Genomic DNA, 19750 nt, shown 5'->3' on the forward strand with positions numbered 1-19750 from the left:
CGCCGGTCCCGCGCAGTGTGGCGCGACGGACGGAGGGGGCTCGACATGCGGATGATGCGGGTGGCCGCGATCGCGCTGGTCTGTGCCCTCGTTGCGACCGCCTGCGGCACCCGCGGGGCGCGAAATCCGGACGACAACACGCTGCTGGTCTGGTCGATGGAGGTCCAGCCCGACCGGATCGAGGCGACCGAGCGGGTCTTTGCGCGGTTCACCGAACGGACCGGCATCAGCGTCGATCTCGTGCCGGTCGAGGACGCCCAGGTCGGCCAGTTGCTGGCCTCCGCCGCACTGGCCGGAGAGATGCCGGACGTGATCACCGCGCTGCCGCTCGGCCTGGCCTGGTCATTCGCCGAGGACGAGTTCCTGGACACCGCGGCCAGCACGCGGGTGATCGACTCGCTCGGGCCGCAGACCTGGACCCGGCGGTGATCGCCATCCAGACCGTGTTCAACCTCGGTCTGAGCTTCATCGTTGCCCGGATCACCGACGCGATACCGGACCTGCGCAAGATCATCGGCTTCGTGACCCGGCTGTGGTTGTTCGTCTCCTGCGTCATGTTCGGGCCCGAGCGCGTGCTGCGACTTCCTTACGGCGAGATCATCCTGAACATCAATCCCGCCTTCCAGGTGCTCGACATCTCGCGCAAGTTGTTGATCTACGACACGATGCCCGAGCCGCGGTCGTGGATCATCCTGGCGGCGTGGTCGGTCGTCTTGTTCCTGATCGGCTTCGTCTACTTCTGGCGGGGCGAGGTGAACTATGGCCGAGCGTGACGTACGCCTGCACCGCACCGTCGAGGTGGACAACGTCAAGGTCACCTACAGCAGCCGGACCACCTCGCTTTCCCAGGTGGCCAAGCGCCACCGGATCCGGGCCCGGATCGGTCGGACGTTCGGCATCTCACCCACCACCCAGGTGCACGCCGTCAAGGGGGTTTCGTTCGCCGTGCACGAGGGCGAGCAGGTCGGGATCATGGGCCAGAACGGCTCCGGGAAGAGCACCCTGCTGCGCATCATCGCGGGCGTGGAGCCGCCGACGAGCGGTGAGGTTCGTTCGACCTCGACTCCGGTGTTGCTGGGGGTGAACGCCGCGTTGATCAACTCGCTGAGCGGAGAGGGCAACATCCGGCTCGGGCTGTTGTCGCTGGGCATGTCGCCGCCGCAGGTCCAGGCTCTGATGCCGGCGGTGGCCGACCTCGCGGGCATCGGCCCCGCGTTGAAGCGCCCGATGGGCACCTACTCCTCCGGCATGGCGGCGCGGCTGCGGTTCGCGATCGCGGCGGCGTACAACCCGCACATCCTGTTGATCGACGAGGCCCTCGGCACCGGCGACGCGGCATTCGCGAACCGCAGCCAGAAGGTGATCGAGCGGCTCCGGGAGAGCGCCGGAACGATCTTCCTCGTCTCGCACGCGGCGAAGACGGTCGAGGACACCTGCACCCGCGCGATCTGGTTGCACAACGGCGAGATGATCGCGGACGGGCCGGCGCGCGAGACCGCGCGAAAGTACCGCTGGTGGGCGCACAACATCGCCCAGGACAAGCCGGAGGTGGCCGACAAACTGCTCGCCGATGCCCGGGCGCAGTTCGCGGCCGAGCAGGAGATCGAGGCGTGACGCGCACCTTCATCATGGGCTCGTGCGTGTCCCGGGACACATTCGAACACCTGCCGGAGCGGTTTCGCCTGGCCGGTTACGTCGCCCGCCAGTCGCTGGTCAGTGTGGGCCGCCCGGTGCCCGATTCGACGCTGCCGTACGCCGAACTGGACAGCGCCTTCCAGCGCCGGATGCTCGCCGGTGACCTGGCCGGGAATGCCATTGATCAACTGGACGCCGCGAGCACCGTCGACCTGGTGCTGTGGGACCTCACCGACGAGCGGCTCGGCGCCCATCGTGCGGGGGACGGGTGGTTCACCCGGACCATCGAGGGCATCGGCGCCGACTTCTACCCGGCCGGACTGCCGCATGTCGCCTACGGGACCGATGAGCACTTCGCGGCCTGGTCACGCGCGCTGCCTCGTTGGATCGGCGCCCTGGCCGACCGCGATCTGCTCGGGCGGACCGTCTTCCTGCAGGTGCCGTGGGCCGCGATCACCACGGAGGACCATCCCACCCCGGTCAGCTTCGGGCTGTCGGCGGAGGCGGCGAATGCCGCGACGTTTCGCTATCAGCGCGCGATCATGGACGCCGCGCCGGAACTGACGATGATCCGTCCGCGGGACCGGGTCCGCGCCCGCCCGGGACACCAGTGGGGCCTCGCGCCGTTCCACTACACCGAGGACGTCTACCGCGACCTGACCGACCAGTTGGATGCCCTGACGCGCTGACCCGGGTTCAGGGAGTCGGCGCCACCATCTCGTCCGTGGCCCCGGGCTCGCCCGGGCCAGCCCCGCCGGTCTCACCGGTGCCGGGGTCGCCGCCGTCGCCCGGGTCCGGATCCCCGCCGCCATCGCCGGGACCGGGATCGCCGCCGCCCGGGTCCGGGGCGCCGCTGCCATCACCGGAGCCGCCGCCATTGCCCGAACCGCCGTCGCCGTTGCCGGAACCGGAGCCGCCGTCACCATTGCCGGAGCCACCGTCGCCGTTGCCCGAGCCGCCGCCGTTCCCCGAGCCGCCGTCACCGTTGCCCGAACCGCCGCTGCCCTTGTCGTCATCGGAGTTGCGGTCGCCGCCACCGTTGTCGGGCCGCTGGGAGTCCGGCTGCCGCGGCCGCGGCGCGGGCTCGCCGTAGTCGCCCTGGCCGCCGGAGCCCGTGCCGGAATCGGCATCGGCCTCGTCGTCGCCCCCGCCCGAGTTGTCCGAGGTCTGGCTGGGGCTCGGAGTCGGGCTGGGGGTCGGGGTGGGAGTCGGGGATTCGCTCGGCGTCGGCGTCTCGCTGGGGGTCGGTCGCGGGGACGGCGTCGCGACGACCGCCGGGATCGGCGCCGCCTGGCCGAGACCGAGGCCGAGGGCCGAACTGGCGACGAGCATCGCGAGCCCCACGCCGATCAGGCCGACCTGCACGGGGCCCGGACGTCGTCCACCCTTCGCGGCACGGCGCGCCCAGGTGAAGATGCCGAGCCCGAGCGGGATGATGGCGAGCATCAGCAACGCGAACCAAGGACCGACCAGCCACCCGCAGGCCGCGGCATAGGCGACCAGCGCGAGAAGACCCAGCGCGATCTTCCATCCCGAACCGCGTGCCAGGACGTCAGGGTTGGCGAGCCGGTCGAGGATCTCGTCCGCCTCGTCCCTCGTCTCCTCCGTCACGGCCCTCCCCGTGGTTGATCCCCGATCCGAAATCCCGGCGATTCTACCCCAGCGACCCTCAATCTCCGATCGACAGTCGCCCGGGCCGTAGGCTGACCGGCGTACCCGAACGGCCGAGAGGACCCCGATGACCCCCGATCCGAACCACACCTGGCTGATCACCGGCGGCGCCGGCTACATCGGCGCGCATGTCGTCCGCGCGATGCGTGACGCCGGCCTCGGCGTGGTGGTGCTCGATGACCTGTCGAGCGGGTTCGCGGCGTTCGTGCCCGACGGCGTACCGCTCGTCCGCGGCAGCATCACCGACACCGATCTGGTCCGCGACACGCTGCGCGAGCACGACGTGGCCGGCGTGATCCACATCGCGGGTTACAAGTACGCGGGCGTGTCGGTCGAGCGGCCGCTGCACACCTACACCCAGAACGTGACCGGCACGGTCAGCCTGCTCCAGGCGATGGCCGACGAGGGTGTCGACAAGATCGTCTTCTCCTCCTCGGCGGCCACCTACGGCACCCCCGACCCCGATCTGGTCACCGAGCAGACGCCGACCCGGCCCGAATCGCCCTACGGCGAGTCGAAGCTGATCGGTGAATGGCTGCTGGCCGACGCGGCGCGGGCGACGGGGTTGCAGCACACCTCGTTGCGCTACTTCAACGTCGTCGGATCGGGTACGCCGGAGATCCACGACGCCTCCCCGCACAACCTCTTTCCCAAGGTGTTCGAGGCGCTGCTCGCCGGGCGTACCCCCATGATCAACGGCGACGACTACCCCACCCCCGACGGCACCGCGGTCCGCGACTACCTACACGTCGCCGATCTGGCGCAGGCCCACGTGGTGGCGGCCCAGCGGCTGGCGGCCGGTGATCAGCTCGAGCCGGTCTACAACCTGGGCAGCGGCACCGGCTCGTCGGTGCGCGAGATCATGACCGCGATGGCCCGGGGCACCGGCATCGACTTCACGCCCGAGATCGCGCCGCGACGCCCGGGCGACCCGGCCCGGATCGTCGCCAGCGGCCAGCTCGCCGCCCGCGATCTGGGCTGGAAGATGCGCCACACCCTCGATGACATGGTCGCCAGCGCCTGGGCGGCCGCCGAGGCAGCAAAGTCCGCGACCGCTTCCTGAGGGTTGTACCGACGTTTGCGTCACTATTGACGCAAACGTCGGTACAAACACTTCCCAATCCACGGACGAGAAAGGGCCCCGCGGAGCTGCTGCTCCGCGGGGCCCTCCTCGCGCTCGGTGATCAGGCCGACTGCTCGCCCTCGTCGCCGCCGGAGCCCTCCAGCTCCACCGGGGGGCTGTCCGGCAGCTCGCTGCGCGGATTGCCCGTGAAGGTGAACGGCTGGTCCGACTGCGGGTCGTCGACATCGACCACGACGATCTCGCCCGACTTCAGCTCGCCGAACAAGATCTTCTCGGCCAGCACGTCCTCGACGTCGCGCTGCAGCGCGCGGCGCAGCGGGCGTGCACCCAACACCGGGTCGAAGCCGCGCTTGGCGACCAGCTCCTTCGCGGCCTGGGTGAGCTCGATGCCCATGTCCTTGTCCTTCAACCGGGTCTCGATCTCGGCGACCATCAAGTCCACGATCCGCTCGATGTCGGCGGGCGTGAGCTGGTGGAAGACGACGATCTCGTCGATCCGGTTCAGGAACTCGGGACGGAAGTGGGTCTTCAGCTCGTCGGCGACCTTGGCCTTCATCTTCTCGTAGCTGGACTCCTCGTCCCCCGCGCGGGAGAACCCGAGGTTGACCGCCTTGGAGATGTCGCGGGTGCCGAGGTTCGTGGTCATCACGATCACGGTGTTCTTGAAGTCCACCGCGCGGCCCTGCGCATCCGTCAGCCGCCCCTCGTCGAGGATCTGCAGTAGCGAGTTGAAGATGTCCGGGTGTGCCTTCTCGATCTCGTCGAAGAGCACCACCGAGAACGGCTTGCGCCGCACCTTCTCGGTCAACTGGCCGCCCTCCTCGTACCCGACGTAGCCGGGCGGGGAGCCGAACAGCCGCGAGGCGGTGTGCTTCTCGGAGTACTCGGACATGTCGAGCGTGATCAGCGCGTCCTCGTCGCCGAACAAGAACTCGGTCAGCGCCTTGGTCAGCTCGGTCTTGCCGACGCCCGAGGGTCCGGCGAAGATGAACGAGCCGCTCGGCCGCTTCGGGTCCTTCAACCCGGCACGGGTACGCCGGATCGACCGGCTCAGCGCCTTGACGGCGTCGTGCTGGCCGATGTAGCGCTTGCCGAGCTCCTCCTCCATGTGCAGCAGCCGGCTGGACTCCTCCTCGGTCAGCTTGAAGACCGGGATGCCGGTGGCGCTGGACAGCACCTCGGCGATGGTCTCCTCGTCGACCTCGGCGACCACATCCATGTCGCCGCTGCGCCAGGCGCGCTCCTTCTCCTCGCGCACGCCGATCAGCTTCTTCTCGTCATCGCGCAGCGACGCGGCCTTCTCGAAGTCCTGCGCGTCGATCGCCGCCTCCTTCTCCAGGCGTACCGTCGCGATCTTCTCGTCGTACTCGCGCAGGTCCGGCGGCGCCGTCATCCGACGGATCCGCAGCCGGGCACCGGCCTCGTCGATCAGGTCGATCGCCTTGTCCGGCAGGAACCGGTCCTGGATGTAGCGGTCGGCCATGTTGGCCGCCGCGGCCAGCGCCTCGTCGGTGATCGTCACCCGGTGGTGCGCCTCGTAGCGGTCGCGCAGGCCGCGCAGGATGTCGATCGTGTGCCCGATCGACGGCTCGGCGACCTGGATCGGCTGGAACCGGCGCTCCAGCGCGGCGTCCTTCTCGATGTGCTTGCGGTACTCGTCGAGCGTCGTCGCGCCGATCGTCTGCAGCTCACCGCGGGCCAGCATCGGCTTCAGGATCGAGGCCGCATCGATCGCGCCCTCGGCCGCGCCCGCGCCGACCAGCGTGTGGATCTCGTCGATGAACAACACGATGTCGCCGCGGGTCTTGATCTCCTTGAGCACCTTCTTCAGGCGCTCCTCGAAGTCGCCGCGGTAGCGCGACCCGGCCACCAGCGCGCCCAGGTCGAGCGTGTAGATCTGCTTGTCGCGCAGCGTCTCCGGCACGTCGCCGCGGACGATCGCCTGGGACAGGCCCTCGACCACGGCGGTCTTGCCGACGCCGGGCTCGCCGATCAACACCGGGTTGTTCTTGGTACGCCGGGACAGCACCGTCATCACGCGCTCGATCTCGGTCTCCCGGCCGATCACCGGGTCGAGCTTGGCCTCGCGCGCGGCCTGGGTCAGGTTGCGGCCGAACTGGTCGAGCACCGTCGAGCTGGAGGGGGTCGAGCCGGACTCGGCGCCGACGCCGGCACCCACCGGGCCGCCGCCCTCGGCCTTGCCGCCCTGGAAGCCCGACAGGAGCTGCAGCACCTGGTTGCGGACGCGGTTGAGGTCGGCGCCGAGCTTGACCAACACCTGCGCGGCGACGCCCTCGCCCTCGCGGATCAGGCCCAACAAGATGTGTTCGGTCCCGATGTAGGTGTGATTGAGCTGCAACGCCTCACGCAAGCTGTATTCGAGCACCTTCTTGGCGCGCGGCGTGAAGGGAATGTGGCCGGTCGGGCTCTGCTGTCCGTGGCCGATAATCTCCTCGACCTTCTCCCGGACCGCCTCCAGCGAAATCCCGAGTGACTCGAGCGCCTTCGCGGCAACACCCTCGCCCTCGTGGATGAGACCCAACAGGATGTGTTCTGTTCCGATGTAGTTGTGATTGAGCATGCGAGCTTCGTCTTGAGCCAGCACGACGACCCGTCGCGCCCGGTCGGTAAATCGCTCGAACATCTGGTCTCCTCATCGGTTGCCGGGGGACTTCCGGCCCGCCCCACTCGGCGGCGGCCCGGTCCCGGCAGCGTACGAACAGTCTAGTGAGCGCTCCGGTCCGCCGAAGTGTTCCCGGATGCCGGAGCCGTTCGCCCTTGGCGCAATCGCGACCGGGCGCGCCCGCGGGCGGTCGGTACGCCAAACGGCCGGCCCCTGTCCGGGACCGGCCGCCGTGGCGTACCAACTGCTCAAGAGCTCCAACTGCCAAAGACTGTGCGCCGCCTCAGTGCGCGCGGTCGTAGGCCTCCTGGATCTCGGCGGAGATCCGCCCGCGGGCCGAGACCTTCATGCCCTGGGCCTGGGCCCATTCGCGGATCTCGCCGGCCCGCGAATTCCGCGAGCCGGACGATGCCGTCGAGCGGCCGGTGCGGCGACGCCCGCCGGTCCGCCGACCATGGGCAACCCACGGCGCCAAAGCGTCGCGCAGCTTGCCAGCATTCTTCTCCGAAAGATCAATCTCGTAATCGACGCCATCGAGACCGAATCGCAAGGTCTCGGCGGCCTCGCCGCCGTCGATGTCGTCTTCGAGGATTACCTGCACACGCTGAGCCATCTTTTCCTCCCCATCTCGGAGCCCCCCGAGATCGTTTGTCCGCGGCAAACATAACACGCGTCATCCGAACCACCACAAATCGGAAGGTACGCAAAAACTCCCGCCCGTTGTGGGCGGGAGCTATTGCTGAATTGGGTCGACGGGCTCAGGCTTCGCGGGCCCGCGGCTGCTGCGCCGCTTCGCGCTCGGCATCCTTCACCGCCGCCATATTGGCAACGGTCGGATGCTCCTCGTCCCCGTCCTCGTCCGTCGCCGGCGCGGCCGCGATGGCCAGCACGGCACCGGCCGGCCCGGGCTCCTCACCGCGCATTTCGGCGAGCTCGGCCTCCTTGGCGACGAGCGCGTCCTGCAGCGCCTCGAGGTTGGCGATGCGGTCGGCGAGCTCGATCTTCAGCGCCGTGTTGTTGCCGCGCAGGCCGGAGACCTCCGACTGCAGGCTGCCGATCCGGCGCTTCAACCCGGTGATCTCCTGGTGCGCCCGGCGACGCTGGTCCTCAAGGCGGTCATTGCTCGCCGCCAGCTCGTCGTTGTAGGCCGACATGGTGTCGAGCACCTCGCGAGCATCCTTGCGCTCGGCGCTGCGGGCGGCGACCTCGGTCCGGATCGCCTCGCGACTCGCGTCGGCCGAACGCTTCAGGGCCGCGCGGGCCTGCCGGGCAGCGAGCCAGAGGGCGGCGGCACCGGCGATGATCGCGATCGCGACTCCGGCCCGGACCACCCAGACCTCCCCGATCGCGGCGACGGCGGCCAGGATCGCGCCGGCGGCAAGGACGACCAGCGCCGTCCATCGGATGGCTGCGGGGGCACTGTTGCGTGGTGTGCTCACGAGTGCATTGTGTCACGTGATTCACCGAACGACAGCGCGACTCGGCCTCGCGCGGGCTCAATTTTCCTGATTGTTCGCTGAGTCGTCATCGGGTACGCGGCAGGCCCGCTCCAGCACCAGCCCGGCGATCATGATTCCCACTCCCCCGACCACGGCGACCAGCGAGGTGATCACCCGAAGTCGCGGGGCCGGTGCGGCAATGGCGCCCAGCGACAGCAGCGCGAACACGAGATAGCCGCCCGCCAGCAGCGCCCCGGCGAGGGCGGCGGACTTGCCCAGCGCCAGCAGGGCGACGGCACGCTCGGGCTCGACCGGCCGCCGATCGGTCCGCAGCCGCCGCCACGCGCCGATGGCGATGGCCGCGACACAGCCGGCGATCGCCAGCAGCGCGACCGGGCCGGCCCACGACAGTTGCAGGGGTACGCCGGTGATCAGCTCGGCGAGCTTGCCCAGCGCGAACGCTCCCGCCCCGCCCAGCACCGCGGCGATGATCAGCACCCGCGTGGACGTGGGCTGCAGCCGGCCGCCCTCCGGGCCCGGCTCGGGCCCGCCCGGTGCCGAGCCCGGGTCCGTCATCTCAGCGATCCAGCTCCACGTCGTCGAGCCGGCGTACCCCGGAGGCGTCCAGCGACGTCAGGAGTTCGGCGATCGCACCGTGACCGGGCAGCTCGCCCGCCGGCTCGATCTCGGCCCACGGCACCAGGACGAAGGCGCGCTCGTGCGCGCGCGGGTGCGGCAGGGTCAGCGTGTCGTCGTCCACCCGGTCCTTGCCGACCATGATCAGATCCACGTCGAGGGTGCGCGGCGCGTTCTGCTCGTCCTCGCGGGACCGGCCGAACGCGTCCTCGATCGCGTTGGCGCGTTCCAGCAGCGTGCGCGGCTCCATCGTGGTGTCGGCGATCACCACGATGTTGTAGAAGTCGGGATCGCCCTCCCCGCCGCCGACCGGCGTCGTCTCATAGACCGACGATATGTCGACCACCCGCAGGTCGGGCGTGTCCTCCAGCGCCTGCACCGCGCCGGAAAGAGTCGCCTGCCGGTCCCCCAGGCTGGAACCCAGCGAGAACACCACCTGTCGGATGGGCTTCATCCCGCTCAACGTGTCGGCGTCGATCGCGAAGGGATTGGGGCTGGTCATCGATCGGCACTCCTCTGAATCGTGACGGCGACGTCGGTCACCGGCACCGGCATGTCGACATCCGGTTTGTGGACGGTCACCGAGACCCGGCGTACCCGGGAATCGGCAAGACAACTCGCCGCAATCCGCGCGCCGAGAGCTTCCAGCAGGTCGAGCGGCTCGCCTTCGATGTCTGCCACCACGGCCTGCGCCAAGCCAGCGTAGTCGATCGTGTCGGCAAGATCATCGCTCGCGGCGGCCGGCGAAAAGTCCAGCCAGCAGGTCACATCGGCGACAAATCGCTGCCCGTCGCGGCGTTCGTGCGGATGGACGCCGTGGCGGCCGAAACCGGTGATCCCGCGCAGCTCGATCCGGTCGGTGAGCGCCGGGTCGGCGACGAAACCGGTCACTGATCACCTCCTGGTCGGCCGGGCGTCCCCGACCCTAGCGGAGCCCGCCGCCACGGCCCGAGGCGGCCGTTCGCCACGCCTGCCCGACCGCCACGGCGTCGCGGTGCTCCGCGACCGTGTGCGTCCGCACCCCCCAGATGCCGCGTTCGGCGAGCAGTGCGGTGATCGCGGCGGTGGCGGCATCGCGCTCGGCCGGCGGCCGGTCGCCGGCGCGGTCGGCGAGCAGCGTACCCAGGAAGCGTTTCCGGGAGGCGCCGACCAGTAGCGGGTGACCAAGATCGGCAAGGGCGTCGAGGTGGGTGAGGAGTTGCCAGTTGTGTTCGGCGGTCTTGGCGAATCCGAGCCCGGGATCGAGGATGATCAACTCACCGGGGATGTCGGCGGCGAGAGCCGCGTCGCGGCGGCGGGCGAGCTCGTCGCGTACCCGGGCAACGACGTCGTCGTAGTCGGCCAGATCGGCCATCGTCGCCGAGTGTCCCCGCCAGTGCATGCAGATCAGCGGTACGCCGAGATCGGCGACCGTCGGCAGCATCGCCGGATCGGCGAGGCCGCCGGAGACATCGTTGACGATCCGCGCGCCGGCGGCGACGGCGGCCCGCGCCACCTCGGCGCGCATGGTGTCGATCGAGATCGGTACGCCGGCCGCGGACAGCTCGCGGATCACCGGCAGGACCCGGCGCAGCTCCTCGGCCGGATCCGCGCGGGTGGCGCCCGGGCGGGTGGACTCGCCGCCCACGTCGACCAGGTCGGCCCCGTCGGCGGCCAGGCGCAGCCCGCGCTCGATCGCCCGCGGGTGGTCGAACCACATGCCGCCGTCGGAGAACGAGTCCGGCGTGACGTTGACGATGCCCATCACCCGGGTCGGGCCCGGGGTCAGCAGCGGATCGAGGCTCGGCACCCGGGCATTGTGTCCCGAGTCCGGACGCCGGTCGAGCCGGGGCGCGCCGCGGCGTCGTGCGGATGGGCACCGGTTCTGCGAACCGTTCGCCCGGCGGTGCCCTACGGTGTCGCCATGGGCGAGATGCTCCGGGTGTATGCCGCATCGGCGGCGGAGGTGCGCTCGCTGGTGCTGCGGGCCGGCGAGAGCAAGGCCATCGCGGAGCGGCTCGCCGCAACGGTCCGGCCACACCTGGACGACGATGTCGCGCCGGGCGTGCTCGACGAGCTGCTGTCCGGCGAGCGCCTCGAGGCCGGCGAGGACCCGACGCCGCGCTGGCGTGCGCTCGAGACGGTGATCGCCGCCACGGCCTGGGCCGCCGGGGCGACCGGCCCGTACAACCGATCGTGGCTGCCCGACTTCGACCGGCAGCTCGCGCGCGGCGGCGTACCGGCCGACCTCCGGCTGGAGTCGTTGATGGAGCTCGCCGGATTGCCCGGCCTGGATCTGCGCCGCGCACCCACCGGCGTCGCGACCGTGCTGCCGGCCGCGGCGGCCGACCGGCTGGTCAGCACCTGGGCCGCGGCGCGGGAGCGGATGACCGAGCCCGATGTCACCGACGACGTGCTGGCCGTGGCCCGCCAGGTCACCCCGCTGGCCGAGCGCGCCGCCACCCTCGGCCGCCCCGCCCCCGATCTGATCCTCGTCTTCGGCGGCGCCGGGCCGCACGCCGAGCTGGGCCGCCCGGAGCGTTGGGCCGATCATGTACGCCGGGCGGCATTCGAGCCCGAGCGGCTGGCCGGCGTACCGGAGACCGAACTCGGCACCTACGCCTTCGCCGACGGACCGGACCGGCAGTACATCCTGCAGTGGCGGTTCACCAACGGCGACGTGTCCGCGCGCTGGCAGACCCGCGACGCCGCCCAGACCTGGGACGGTCAGCTCGCCCCGGCCTGGGGCGCGCAGTTCGAGCAGGCGATGGCCGCCACGCGGTTCCCGACACCCCCGGCGGACCCGGGCCCCCGGAACTTCCTGCTCCGGTTCGGCGCCGTCGACACCGGCCGCGAGGTCGTCAGCGATGTCGACGCGACCCTCGCCGACCCGGCCTGGGCCCGCGTCCTGGGCCTGCTGGACGGAGCCATCGCGACCCTGTGCGGGCGCGAGGTGAACGGCGCCCGCGGCGACCGGAGCTGGCTCGAACCGCTGCAGTAGCCGACGGTTCCCGCGACCGGGGTACGCCCGGACTAGCGTCGGCCGTGGATCAGCGCGAGCGCCTCGGCGCGGGTGGTGGCATCGCGCAACTGGCCGCGCACCGCGCTGGTGATCGTCTTGGCTCCGGGCTTGCGGACGCCGCGCATGGTCATGCACAGGTGCTCGGCCTCGATCACCACGATCACGCCCCGCGGCTGCAGCCCCTCGACGAGCGCGTCGGCGATCTGGGTGGTCAGCCGCTCCTGCACCTGCGGCCGCTTGGCGTACAGGTCCACCAGGCGGGCCAGCTTCGACAATCCGGTGATCCGGCCGTCCGGGGCCGGCACGTAGCCGACATGCGCCACCCCGGTGAACGGCAGCAGGTGATGCTCGCAGACGCTCCACAACTCGATGTCGGTGACCAGCACCAACTCGTCGTGGCCGAGGTCGAAGGTGGTGCTCAGCGCCTCCTCCGGCTCGGCGCCGATCCCGGCGAACATCTCGACATAGGCCCGGGCGACCCGCCCCGGGGTCTCTCGCAGGCCCTCGCGGTCGGGGTCCTCGCCGATGCCGATCAGGATCTCGCGGACCGCGGCGACGACCCGCTCGTGATCGACCTGCCCCATCAGTTCACGCCGGTCGGGCCCTGCGGGCCGCCGCTGCCGGGCGGGCCGGGCGGGCCCGGCTGCGGACCGGGATAGGGACCCGGGTAGCTCGGCCCCGGGTGGTCGCCACCCGGCGCTCCGCCACCGATCCCGTGGCCGGGCGGCAGCGGGGCGCCGGCCGGCACGTGCTCGATCTCGGGCTGCACCGGCCGCGGCGGCGGCTGCACCGGCGGGATGTCGCTCGGCTGCCGGTCCTCCGAACCGGTCCAGGCGGGCCGGGTGGGCCAGCGCCGCAGCCGCTCGAACACCGCGGCGACCTGGGCCTTGTCCAGGGTCTCCTTCTCGAAGAGCTGGCGGACCAGCTCGTCCAGCACATCGCGATTGGCCTCCAGCACCCGGAACGCCTCGTTGTGCGCGGTCGAGACCAGGTTGGCGACCTCGGCGTCGACGATCGCCGCGATCTGCTCGGAGTAGTCGCGGCCCCCGCCGCCGCCCATCTCGCGGCCGAGGAAGGGCTCGTGTTCGCCCGAGCCGAGACGGATCGCGCCGAGCCGCTCGGTCATCCCGTACTCCGTGACCATCGCCCGGGCCACCTTGGTGGCCTTCTCGATGTCATTGGACGCGCCGGTGGTCGGGTCGTGGAAGACCAGCTCCTCCGCGGCGCGGCCGCCCATCATGTAGGCGAGTTGATCAAGGAGCTCGTTGCGGGTGTTGGAGTACTTGTCGTTGTCCGGCATCACCATCGTGTAGCCCAGCGCCCGCCCGCGCGGCAGGATCGTCACCTTCTGCACGGGGTCGGTGCCGGGCATCGCGGCGGCGACCAGCGCGTGGCCGGCCTCGTGATAGGCCGTGATCAACTTCTCCCGGTCGTTCATCAGCCGGCTGCGCTTCTGCGGGCCGGCGATCACCCGGTCAATGGCCTCGTCCAGGAACTCGTTGGTGATCATCTGTCGGTTGGACCGCGCGGCCAGCAGCGCCGCCTCGTTCAGCACATTGGCAAGATCAGCACCGGTGAATCCGGGGGTACGCCGGGCCACCGACGCAAGATCGACCGCGTCCTCGATCGGCTTGCCCTGGGAATGCACCTGCAGGATCCGGGTACGCCCGGCCAGGTCCGGCGCCTCGACGGCGATCTGCCGGTCGAAGCGGCCCGGCCGCAGCAGCGCCGGGTCGAGCACGTCGGGCCGGTTGGTCGCCGCGATCAGGATCACGCCGCCGCGCACGTCGAAGCCGTCCATCTCGACCAGCAACTGGTTCAGGGTCTGCTCGCGCTCGTCGTGGCCGCCGCCCATGCCCGCACCGCGGTGCCGGCCGACGGCGTCGATCTCGTCGATGAAGATGATCGCCGGCGCGTTCTCCTTGGCCTGCTCGAACAGGTCGCGCACCCGGGAGGCGCCGACACCGACGAACATCTCGACGAAGTCGGATCCGGAGATCGAGAAGAACGGGACCTTCGCCTCGCCGGCCACGGCGCGGGCGAGCAGCGTCTTGCCCGTCCCGGGCGGCCCGTAGAGCAGCACGCCCTTGGGGATCTTGGCGCCGACGGCCTGGAACTTCGCCGGCTCGGACAAGAACTCCCGGATCTCCTGCAGCTCCTCGATCGCCTCGTCGGCGCCCGCCACGTCGGAGAAGGTGTTCTTCGGGGTGTCCTTGTTCGCGACCTTGGCCTTGGACTTGCCGAACTGCATCACCCGGCTGCCGCCGCCCTGCACGGAGTTGATCAGGAAGAAGAACAGCACGCCGATGATCAGCAGCGGCAGCAACCACGGCAGCACGGCGGTGAAGAAGTTGGGCTGCGGGTTGGTCACCCGCCAGGTCTGCAGCGTACCGTCGCTGACCCGCTGCTCCAGCCGCTGCACGATCTGGTCGGCCTGCCCGCCGACCCAGTTCGTCTTGATCTTGCGCGGCTCCGGCCCGGCCGTGGTCACCCGGATCTCCTGCTCACCGTTGATGAGCTCCACCTCGGCGAGCGGCTCGGGCGAATTGATGATCTGCACGACCTGGGAGGTCGGCTGTTCCTCGAACCCGGTGGCCCGGCCGGCCAGATCGAACACGATGACCAGCGCCAGCAGGGCGAGCAGGATCCACAGGATGGGACCCCGGAACAGCTTGGAAAGATTCATGGGCAGCCTTGACGGTGACGGGTGAGCACCACGAGACTACCCGGCCGCGCGGGCCCGACCCGCATCGCTTCGCCCACGGCTGACAAGAGCCGCGGCGGGCGATCCGGCCCGGGTCAGGAGTAGACCTCGGGCTTCAGCGTGCCGAGGCCGGTGTAGTTGCGGTAGCGACCGTCGTAGTCCAGCCCGTAGCCGACGACGAACTCGTTGGGGATGTCGAAGCCGACGTACTTCACGTCGACGCTGTTCTGCAGCGCCTCCGGCTTGCGGAACATGGTCATGATCTCGAGGCTGTTCGGCTCGCGCGAGCGCAGGTTCGAGACCAGGTAGGACAGCGTCAGGCCGGTGTCGATGATGTCCTCGACGACCAGCACGTCGCGCCCGGAGATGTCGGTGTTCAGGTCCTTCAGGATGCGCACGACGCCGGAGCTCTGCGTACCCGACCCGTAGGAGGAGATCGCCATCCAGTCCATCGTGCAGTGGGTACGCAGCGCGCGCGACAGGTCGGCCATCACCATCACGGCTCCGGTCAGCACGCCGACCAGCAGCGGGTCGGAGTCGGCGTAGTCGGAGTCGACCTGCTCGGCGAGTTCGCGCAGCCGCTCCTGGATCTGCTCGGGGGTGTAGAGCACGTGTTCGATGTCACCGGAGATGTCGGAGATGTCCACGAAGGCTCACTCTGGCACAACCTGCAGCATTCCGGCACTGCGCCCGATCCGCAGCCCCGGGACCTCGACGAAACGCTGCCCGGACCAGTCGGTGACGAGCCGGTCGACGGCCGCGATGTTGGTCGCGGACAGGTCCGCCGCGCCCCGGCGCAGCAGCCAGGCCCGCAGCATCCGCCGCCGGATCGCGGGGTGCTCGCCGGCGAGCAGCGCGACGGGCAGCACCTCGATCTCGGCGAGCTCGCCCGCCCGGCCGCCGAGCAGGTCCTCGTCCTGGGCGAGCTGATCGGCGGTACGCGCGAGCGCCTCGGCCACCCCGGGCCCGAGCTCGGCCTCCAGGACGGGCAGGACGCGGGTACGCACCCGCACCCGGGCAAAGCTCGGGTCGGCGTTGTGCGGGTCGTGCCACGGCTCGAGCCCGAACTCGGCGCAGGCGGCCTCGGTCTGCGCGCGCCGCAGGCCGAGCAGCGGGCGGCGGTAGGGCCCGCGGGCCGCGGGCATGCCGGCGAGCGAGCGCGTCCCCGAGCCGCGGGCGAGGCCGAGCAGGACCTGTTCGGCCTGATCGTCGAGGGTGTGGCCGAGCAGCAGTACGCCACCGCTCAGCGCGAGCGAGTCCTCGAAGACACGGTAGCGGGCCCGTCGCGCCGCGGCCTCCGGCCCGCCCCGTCCGCCGGTGCCGGTGACCCGGGCGAGCAGGATCTCCAGCCGCGGGGGCCCGCCGGGGGCGTCGGCCAGCGGCCCGTCGGCCTGCCAGGCGCGGAGCTGTCGGCGTACCGCCTCCGCGACGGCGTCCGAGCCCGGCTGCAGGCCGTGGTCGACGATCAGCACCCGCAGCTCGCGGACCGCATGCGCGGCGGCCGCGGCCAGCGCGAGCGAATCGGGGCCGCCGGAGCAGCCGACGGTGACCGGGCCGGGCTCGCCGTCCAGCCCCGCGCGGACCGCCTGCACGACCGCCAGCGCGTTCGGTCCGAGCGCCCGGCGAGCCATGCCGACCATTGTGCCGCCCCGGCCTCGCCTCAGTCCCGGCCGACCGGATCGCGCGGCAGGATGCGGGATGCCAGCGCCAGCGCCGCGAGCACCAGCACCAGGCTGACCCCATACGCCGCGGCGGCCCCCGCGGCGTAGCCGGCGAGGCCCGAAACCGCGAACAGCACGGTGCCCAGCACGGCCACCCCGGTGGCGCCGCCGATCTGCTGGGTGGCGTTGAGTACGCCGGAGGCCGAGCCGGTCTCGGCCTCGTCCACGCCGCCGATGATCACATCGAAGATCGGGCCCATCGCGGCTCCGGAACCGATGCCGGTGATCAACAGGCCGGGCGCGAGCCACCATGCCTGCAGGGCCGCGCCGCCGAGCAGCAGGGTGGCGGCCAGGGTCGCCTGGCCGAGACCCGCCACGGCGAACCCGGCGAGCAGCCGGGAGCGGCCGGAGACCAGCTTGCCCGAGCCCTTGAGCCCGACGATCATGCCGACGGCCTGCGGCAGCATGGCGAGCGCCGAGAACAGCGGGGTCAGCCCGAGCCCGATCTGGAACAGCACCGCCAGGACGAACGACGAGGCCATGAAGGCGGTGAAGAAGAACATGCTGATCCCCAGGCCGCCGGTGAAGGCGATCTTGCCGAACAGCGACGGCAGGACCAGCGGATCGCGCCCGGCCGCGGAGCGCCCGCGCTGCTGGACCACGAAGATCACCACGGCCAGCGCGGCGGCGCCGAACAGGGCGAAGCACCACCACGGCCAGCCGAGCTCGGGCCCCTCGACCAGGGGGAAGACGAGGCAGACCATGGCGAGCACGCCGAGGGCGCAGCCGAGGTAGTCGATGCCGAGCGTGCGGTCGGGCCGGGACGCGGGCAGGAAGCGCGTACCGATCAGCAGGCCGGCGATGCCGAGCGGGATGTTGATCGCGAAGATCGCGCGCCAGCCGAGGCCGAACAGGTCGGCGCTGACCAGGGCGCCGGCCAGCAGCGGCCCGGCCAGTGCCGACAGCGCCATGGTCACGCCGAACGCCCCGAATGCCGCGCCCAGGCGCTCGCGGGGGACGACATCGCGGATCAGCCCGAAGCTCTGCGGCAACATCAGCGCGCCGAGCAGCCCCTGCACGCAGCGGGCGCCGAGCAGCACGTCGAGACTGGGCGAGAGCGCCGCAATCAGCGAGGCGGCGACGAAGCCCGCCATGCCGATCAGGAACAGCCGCTTGCGTCCGAACCGGTCGCCGAGCCGGCCACCGATCAGCACGCCGCCGGCCAGGGCGAGGGTGTAGCCCGCGGACAGCCACTGCAGCCCGGCGGGCGTCCCGCCGAGGTCGCGCAGGATCGGCGGCCCGGCGACGGTGGTGACGAGGGTGTCGAGGAGGTCGAGGATCTCGCCGAGCAGGATGCCTGCGAAGGCGAGCCAGAACACGGCGCCGAGCCCGGCGCTCCTGGCCGACGTGGCTTCGGGGGCCGGCGGTGCCGCTCGGCCGGGAAGCTCGTCGTTGGTCAGGGAATCTGTGGTGTCGGATGCGTTCATGGGATTCTCCGGGTCGATGTTTCCTAACGCTGTTAGGTTGACGCTCATCACTATGCACCTAACAGCGTTAGGAGGCAAGTACGATGTCGGTCATGGCCCGAGAGACCCGCGAACCGGTGACGCGCGACCGCATCGGCCGCGTCGCCCTGGCGGTGATCGACGCCGAGGGCACCCGCGCCGTGACCATGCGGCGGGTCGCCGGCGAGCTCGGCATCCAGGCCCCCAGCCTGTACGCCCACGTCACCGGTCGCGACGAGATCCTCGGACTCGCGCATGCGGTCGTGATGGCCGAGGTCGGCCCATTCCGGGGCACGGGCGACTGGCGGGGCGATCTCGAGGACTACTACCGGCGGATGCACCGGGTGCTGGTCGCCCACGGCGACATCGCGTCGGTGCAGTTCGGCTCGATCATCACCACGGAGCGTTCCCTGGCGGCCTTCGAGCAGACCATCCGCATGCTCGTCGACGCCGGCCTGCCGAGCGGCATCGCGGCGGCCGCCATCGAACGGCTCTCGCTGTATGTGACCGCCGACGCCTACGAGCAGTGGGAGTTCCGCCAACGCGGCGGCGATCCGGCGGCACAGGCCAGCGAGTTGATCTCCGAGGCGGCGCCCGGGCTCGCCGAGCTGCTCGGCGACTTCGACCTGGGCGAGCACGGGCCGTTCGGGTTCGGCCTGGAGTTGATCATCGCCGGAATCGGCGCCCTCGCCGACCGCGCGGCCGACTGATCAGGCACGCGGCAAGTGCCGCATCCGATCCAGCCACAGCTTCGGATCGGCGATCTCGGCCGCGCCCGGCAGGGTGTTCGGCGACGTCCAGACGTGATTCAGCCCGGCCATGCCGACCTCGGCCAGCACCGCTCGGCAGAAGGCCGCGCCCTCGGCGTACTGGCGCATCTTCGCCTCCATGCCGAGCAGTCGTCGGGCCAGCCCGGACCAACCGCCGGCGCTGCGACGCGCGTCGAAACGGCGCCGGATGGTCGCGACGGAGGGGACCACCGCCGGACCGACCTCGTCCATGATCACGTCGGCATGGCCCTCGACCAGCGACATCACCGCGATGATCTGGTCGAGTTGGCGCTGCTGGCGCTCGTCGGTGACCAGATCCAACAGGGAACCGGTCGCGCCGGCGCCGCGGCGTACCCGTTCCATGATCATGGCGATCATGGACGCGTCGACGTCGATCCCGTCGAGGAAGGAGCGCAGCAGCCCGCGCAGGTGATCGGCGAGCCACGGCGCGTGGGCGAACTGCACCCGGTGGGTCTCCTCGTGCAGGCAAACCCAGAGCCGGAAGTCCGCCGGATCGACCTCGAGCCGGCGCTCGACGTGCACGACATTCGGGGCGATCAGCATCAGCCGGCGCGGACTGCCGAACGGGTCGAACTGTCCGAGCACCCGCGTGGACAGCCAGGCCAGCATCGCGCCGACCTCGACGGCCGACAGCTTCGCCACCAGGCCGCCGGGCTCGCCGTCGCCCTCGCCGAGCAGACCGCGCAGCGTCGCCAGATTCGCCCGCAACCAGCCCGGCCGGTCGATCACCACCACCGGCGGATCGCCGGCCGGCACCCGCAGGCCGGTGGTCTCGCCGACGTGCGCGCCGGCCCGCCCGGCCGCGTCGCGCAGCTCGGCGACCACGGCCCGCGCCTCCGCGGCACCGAGTGCCGGTCCCGGTGGAACGAGCCGCAGCGCCGTCGCCAGCGCCGCGTCGTAGTCGATCGCCCCGGCGATGTCCATCCGTGCTCCGTTCGGCGCAGTCCGCCCGCGTGCGGTTCCGCGGGCCGGGCAAGAACGGGGTACGCCGAGGCGTACC

Annotated in this window: 21 protein-coding genes; 7 read left to right on the plus strand and 14 right to left on the minus strand. The window is 71.1% G+C overall.

Annotated features, from left to right (window positions below):
- The first annotated feature begins 45 nt into the window (after window positions 1–45).
- From ACXDC7_RS00775 to ACXDC7_RS00790, 4 genes are read left to right on the plus strand one after another with little or no spacing between them, the layout of a single operon-like run.
- Window positions 46–429 (plus strand): hypothetical protein, encoded by a 384-nt coding sequence (locus ACXDC7_RS00775; RefSeq protein WP_459220858.1) that lies wholly within the window; start codon window positions 46–48, stop codon window positions 427–429.
- On the plus strand, window positions 426–773 hold the full coding sequence (locus ACXDC7_RS00780) for an ABC transporter permease (RefSeq protein ID WP_459220859.1): 348 nt from the start codon (window positions 426–428) through the stop codon (window positions 771–773). The genes ACXDC7_RS00775 and ACXDC7_RS00780 overlap by 4 nt, the downstream gene beginning before the upstream one ends.
- Complete coding sequence (locus tag ACXDC7_RS00785) at window positions 760–1614, plus strand: ABC transporter ATP-binding protein (RefSeq protein ID WP_179445265.1); 855 nt, start codon at window positions 760–762, stop codon at window positions 1612–1614. Before ACXDC7_RS00780 ends, ACXDC7_RS00785 begins: the two co-directional genes overlap by 14 nt.
- The gene (locus tag ACXDC7_RS00790; RefSeq protein ID WP_459220860.1) at window positions 1611–2324 is read left to right on the plus strand and encodes a DUF6270 domain-containing protein; all 714 of its coding nucleotides are present in this window, start codon (window positions 1611–1613) and stop codon (window positions 2322–2324) included. The genes ACXDC7_RS00785 and ACXDC7_RS00790 overlap by 4 nt, the downstream gene beginning before the upstream one ends.
- Window positions 2325–2331: 7 nt before the next feature.
- Here ACXDC7_RS00790 and ACXDC7_RS00795 read toward each other — a convergent pair whose 3' ends face one another.
- Window positions 2332–3246 (minus strand): hypothetical protein, encoded by a 915-nt coding sequence (locus ACXDC7_RS00795; protein ID WP_459220861.1) that lies wholly within the window; start codon window positions 3244–3246, stop codon window positions 2332–2334.
- Window positions 3247–3373: 127 nt separating this feature from the next.
- On the opposite strand from ACXDC7_RS00795, the gene galE reads away from it, so the two are divergent.
- Complete coding sequence (galE, locus tag ACXDC7_RS00800) at window positions 3374–4369, plus strand: UDP-glucose 4-epimerase GalE (protein ID WP_459220862.1); 996 nt, start codon at window positions 3374–3376, stop codon at window positions 4367–4369.
- 121 nt (window positions 4370–4490) lie between these two features.
- Here galE and ACXDC7_RS00805 read toward each other — a convergent pair whose 3' ends face one another.
- The 7 genes from ACXDC7_RS00805 to folP form a co-directional block, all read right to left on the minus strand.
- Window positions 4491–7034, minus strand: coding sequence for an ATP-dependent Clp protease ATP-binding subunit (locus ACXDC7_RS00805; RefSeq protein WP_179445261.1), 2544 nt, complete (start codon window positions 7032–7034; stop codon window positions 4491–4493).
- A 262-nt stretch (window positions 7035–7296) separates the two neighbouring features.
- The gene (locus ACXDC7_RS00810; protein ID WP_179445260.1) at window positions 7297–7626 is read right to left on the minus strand and encodes a histone-like nucleoid-structuring protein Lsr2; all 330 of its coding nucleotides are present in this window, start codon (window positions 7624–7626) and stop codon (window positions 7297–7299) included.
- A gap of 145 nt (window positions 7627–7771) precedes the next feature.
- A complete protein-coding gene (locus tag ACXDC7_RS00815) occupies window positions 7772–8452 on the minus strand; it encodes an intermediate filament family protein (protein WP_179445259.1) in 681 nt (226 codons plus the stop codon).
- Window positions 8453–8509: 57 nt separating this feature from the next.
- Window positions 8510–9028, minus strand: a complete 519-nt coding sequence (locus tag ACXDC7_RS00820; protein ID WP_179445258.1) for a DUF3180 domain-containing protein — start codon at window positions 9026–9028, stop codon at window positions 8510–8512.
- Window position 9029: 1 nt separating this feature from the next.
- On the minus strand, window positions 9030–9590 hold the full coding sequence (gene folK / locus ACXDC7_RS00825; RefSeq protein ID WP_179445257.1) for a 2-amino-4-hydroxy-6-hydroxymethyldihydropteridine diphosphokinase: 561 nt from the start codon (window positions 9588–9590) through the stop codon (window positions 9030–9032).
- Window positions 9587–9979 (minus strand): dihydroneopterin aldolase, encoded by a 393-nt coding sequence (gene folB, locus ACXDC7_RS00830; RefSeq protein WP_459220863.1) that lies wholly within the window; start codon window positions 9977–9979, stop codon window positions 9587–9589. The genes folK and folB overlap by 4 nt, the downstream gene beginning before the upstream one ends.
- A 34-nt stretch (window positions 9980–10013) precedes the next feature.
- Window positions 10014–10832 carry a dihydropteroate synthase gene (gene folP, locus ACXDC7_RS00835; RefSeq protein ID WP_179446545.1) on the minus strand — a complete coding sequence of 273 codons (819 nt, stop codon included), beginning with the start codon at window positions 10830–10832 and terminating at the stop codon, window positions 10014–10016.
- Window positions 10833–10991: 159 nt separating this feature from the next.
- On the opposite strand from folP, the gene ACXDC7_RS00840 reads away from it, so the two are divergent.
- Complete coding sequence (locus tag ACXDC7_RS00840; protein WP_459220864.1) at window positions 10992–12068, plus strand: DUF7691 family protein; 1077 nt, start codon at window positions 10992–10994, stop codon at window positions 12066–12068.
- Between the two features lie 32 nt (window positions 12069–12100).
- Here ACXDC7_RS00840 and folE read toward each other — a convergent pair whose 3' ends face one another.
- From folE to ACXDC7_RS00865, 5 genes are all read right to left on the minus strand, one after another.
- Window positions 12101–12673: a GTP cyclohydrolase I FolE gene (gene folE, locus ACXDC7_RS00845; protein ID WP_179445254.1), complete on the minus strand. Its 573-nt coding sequence runs from the start codon at window positions 12671–12673 to the stop codon at window positions 12101–12103.
- The gene (gene ftsH / locus ACXDC7_RS00850) at window positions 12673–14775 is read right to left on the minus strand and encodes an ATP-dependent zinc metalloprotease FtsH (protein ID WP_179445253.1); all 2103 of its coding nucleotides are present in this window, start codon (window positions 14773–14775) and stop codon (window positions 12673–12675) included. Before ftsH ends, folE begins: the two co-directional genes overlap by 1 nt.
- 113 nt (window positions 14776–14888) lie before the next feature.
- The gene (gene hpt / locus ACXDC7_RS00855) at window positions 14889–15440 is read right to left on the minus strand and encodes a hypoxanthine phosphoribosyltransferase (protein WP_179445252.1); all 552 of its coding nucleotides are present in this window, start codon (window positions 15438–15440) and stop codon (window positions 14889–14891) included.
- A gap of 6 nt (window positions 15441–15446) precedes the next feature.
- On the minus strand, window positions 15447–16424 hold the full coding sequence (gene tilS / locus ACXDC7_RS00860) for a tRNA lysidine(34) synthetase TilS (protein ID WP_459220865.1): 978 nt from the start codon (window positions 16422–16424) through the stop codon (window positions 15447–15449).
- Window positions 16425–16453: 29 nt separating this feature from the next.
- Window positions 16454–17941, minus strand: a complete 1488-nt coding sequence (locus ACXDC7_RS00865) for an MFS transporter (RefSeq protein WP_459220866.1) — start codon at window positions 17939–17941, stop codon at window positions 16454–16456.
- Between the two features lie 92 nt (window positions 17942–18033).
- On the opposite strand from ACXDC7_RS00865, the gene ACXDC7_RS00870 reads away from it, so the two are divergent.
- Window positions 18034–18669 carry a TetR/AcrR family transcriptional regulator gene (locus ACXDC7_RS00870; protein WP_459220867.1) on the plus strand — a complete coding sequence of 212 codons (636 nt, stop codon included), beginning with the start codon at window positions 18034–18036 and terminating at the stop codon, window positions 18667–18669.
- Here ACXDC7_RS00870 and ACXDC7_RS00875 read toward each other — a convergent pair whose 3' ends face one another.
- Window positions 18670–19674 carry a zinc-dependent metalloprotease gene (locus ACXDC7_RS00875; RefSeq protein ID WP_179445248.1) on the minus strand — a complete coding sequence of 335 codons (1005 nt, stop codon included), beginning with the start codon at window positions 19672–19674 and terminating at the stop codon, window positions 18670–18672.
- Between the last annotated feature and the right edge of the window lie 76 nt (window positions 19675–19750).

The sequence above is a fragment of the Naumannella huperziae genome, from assembly GCF_054073625.1.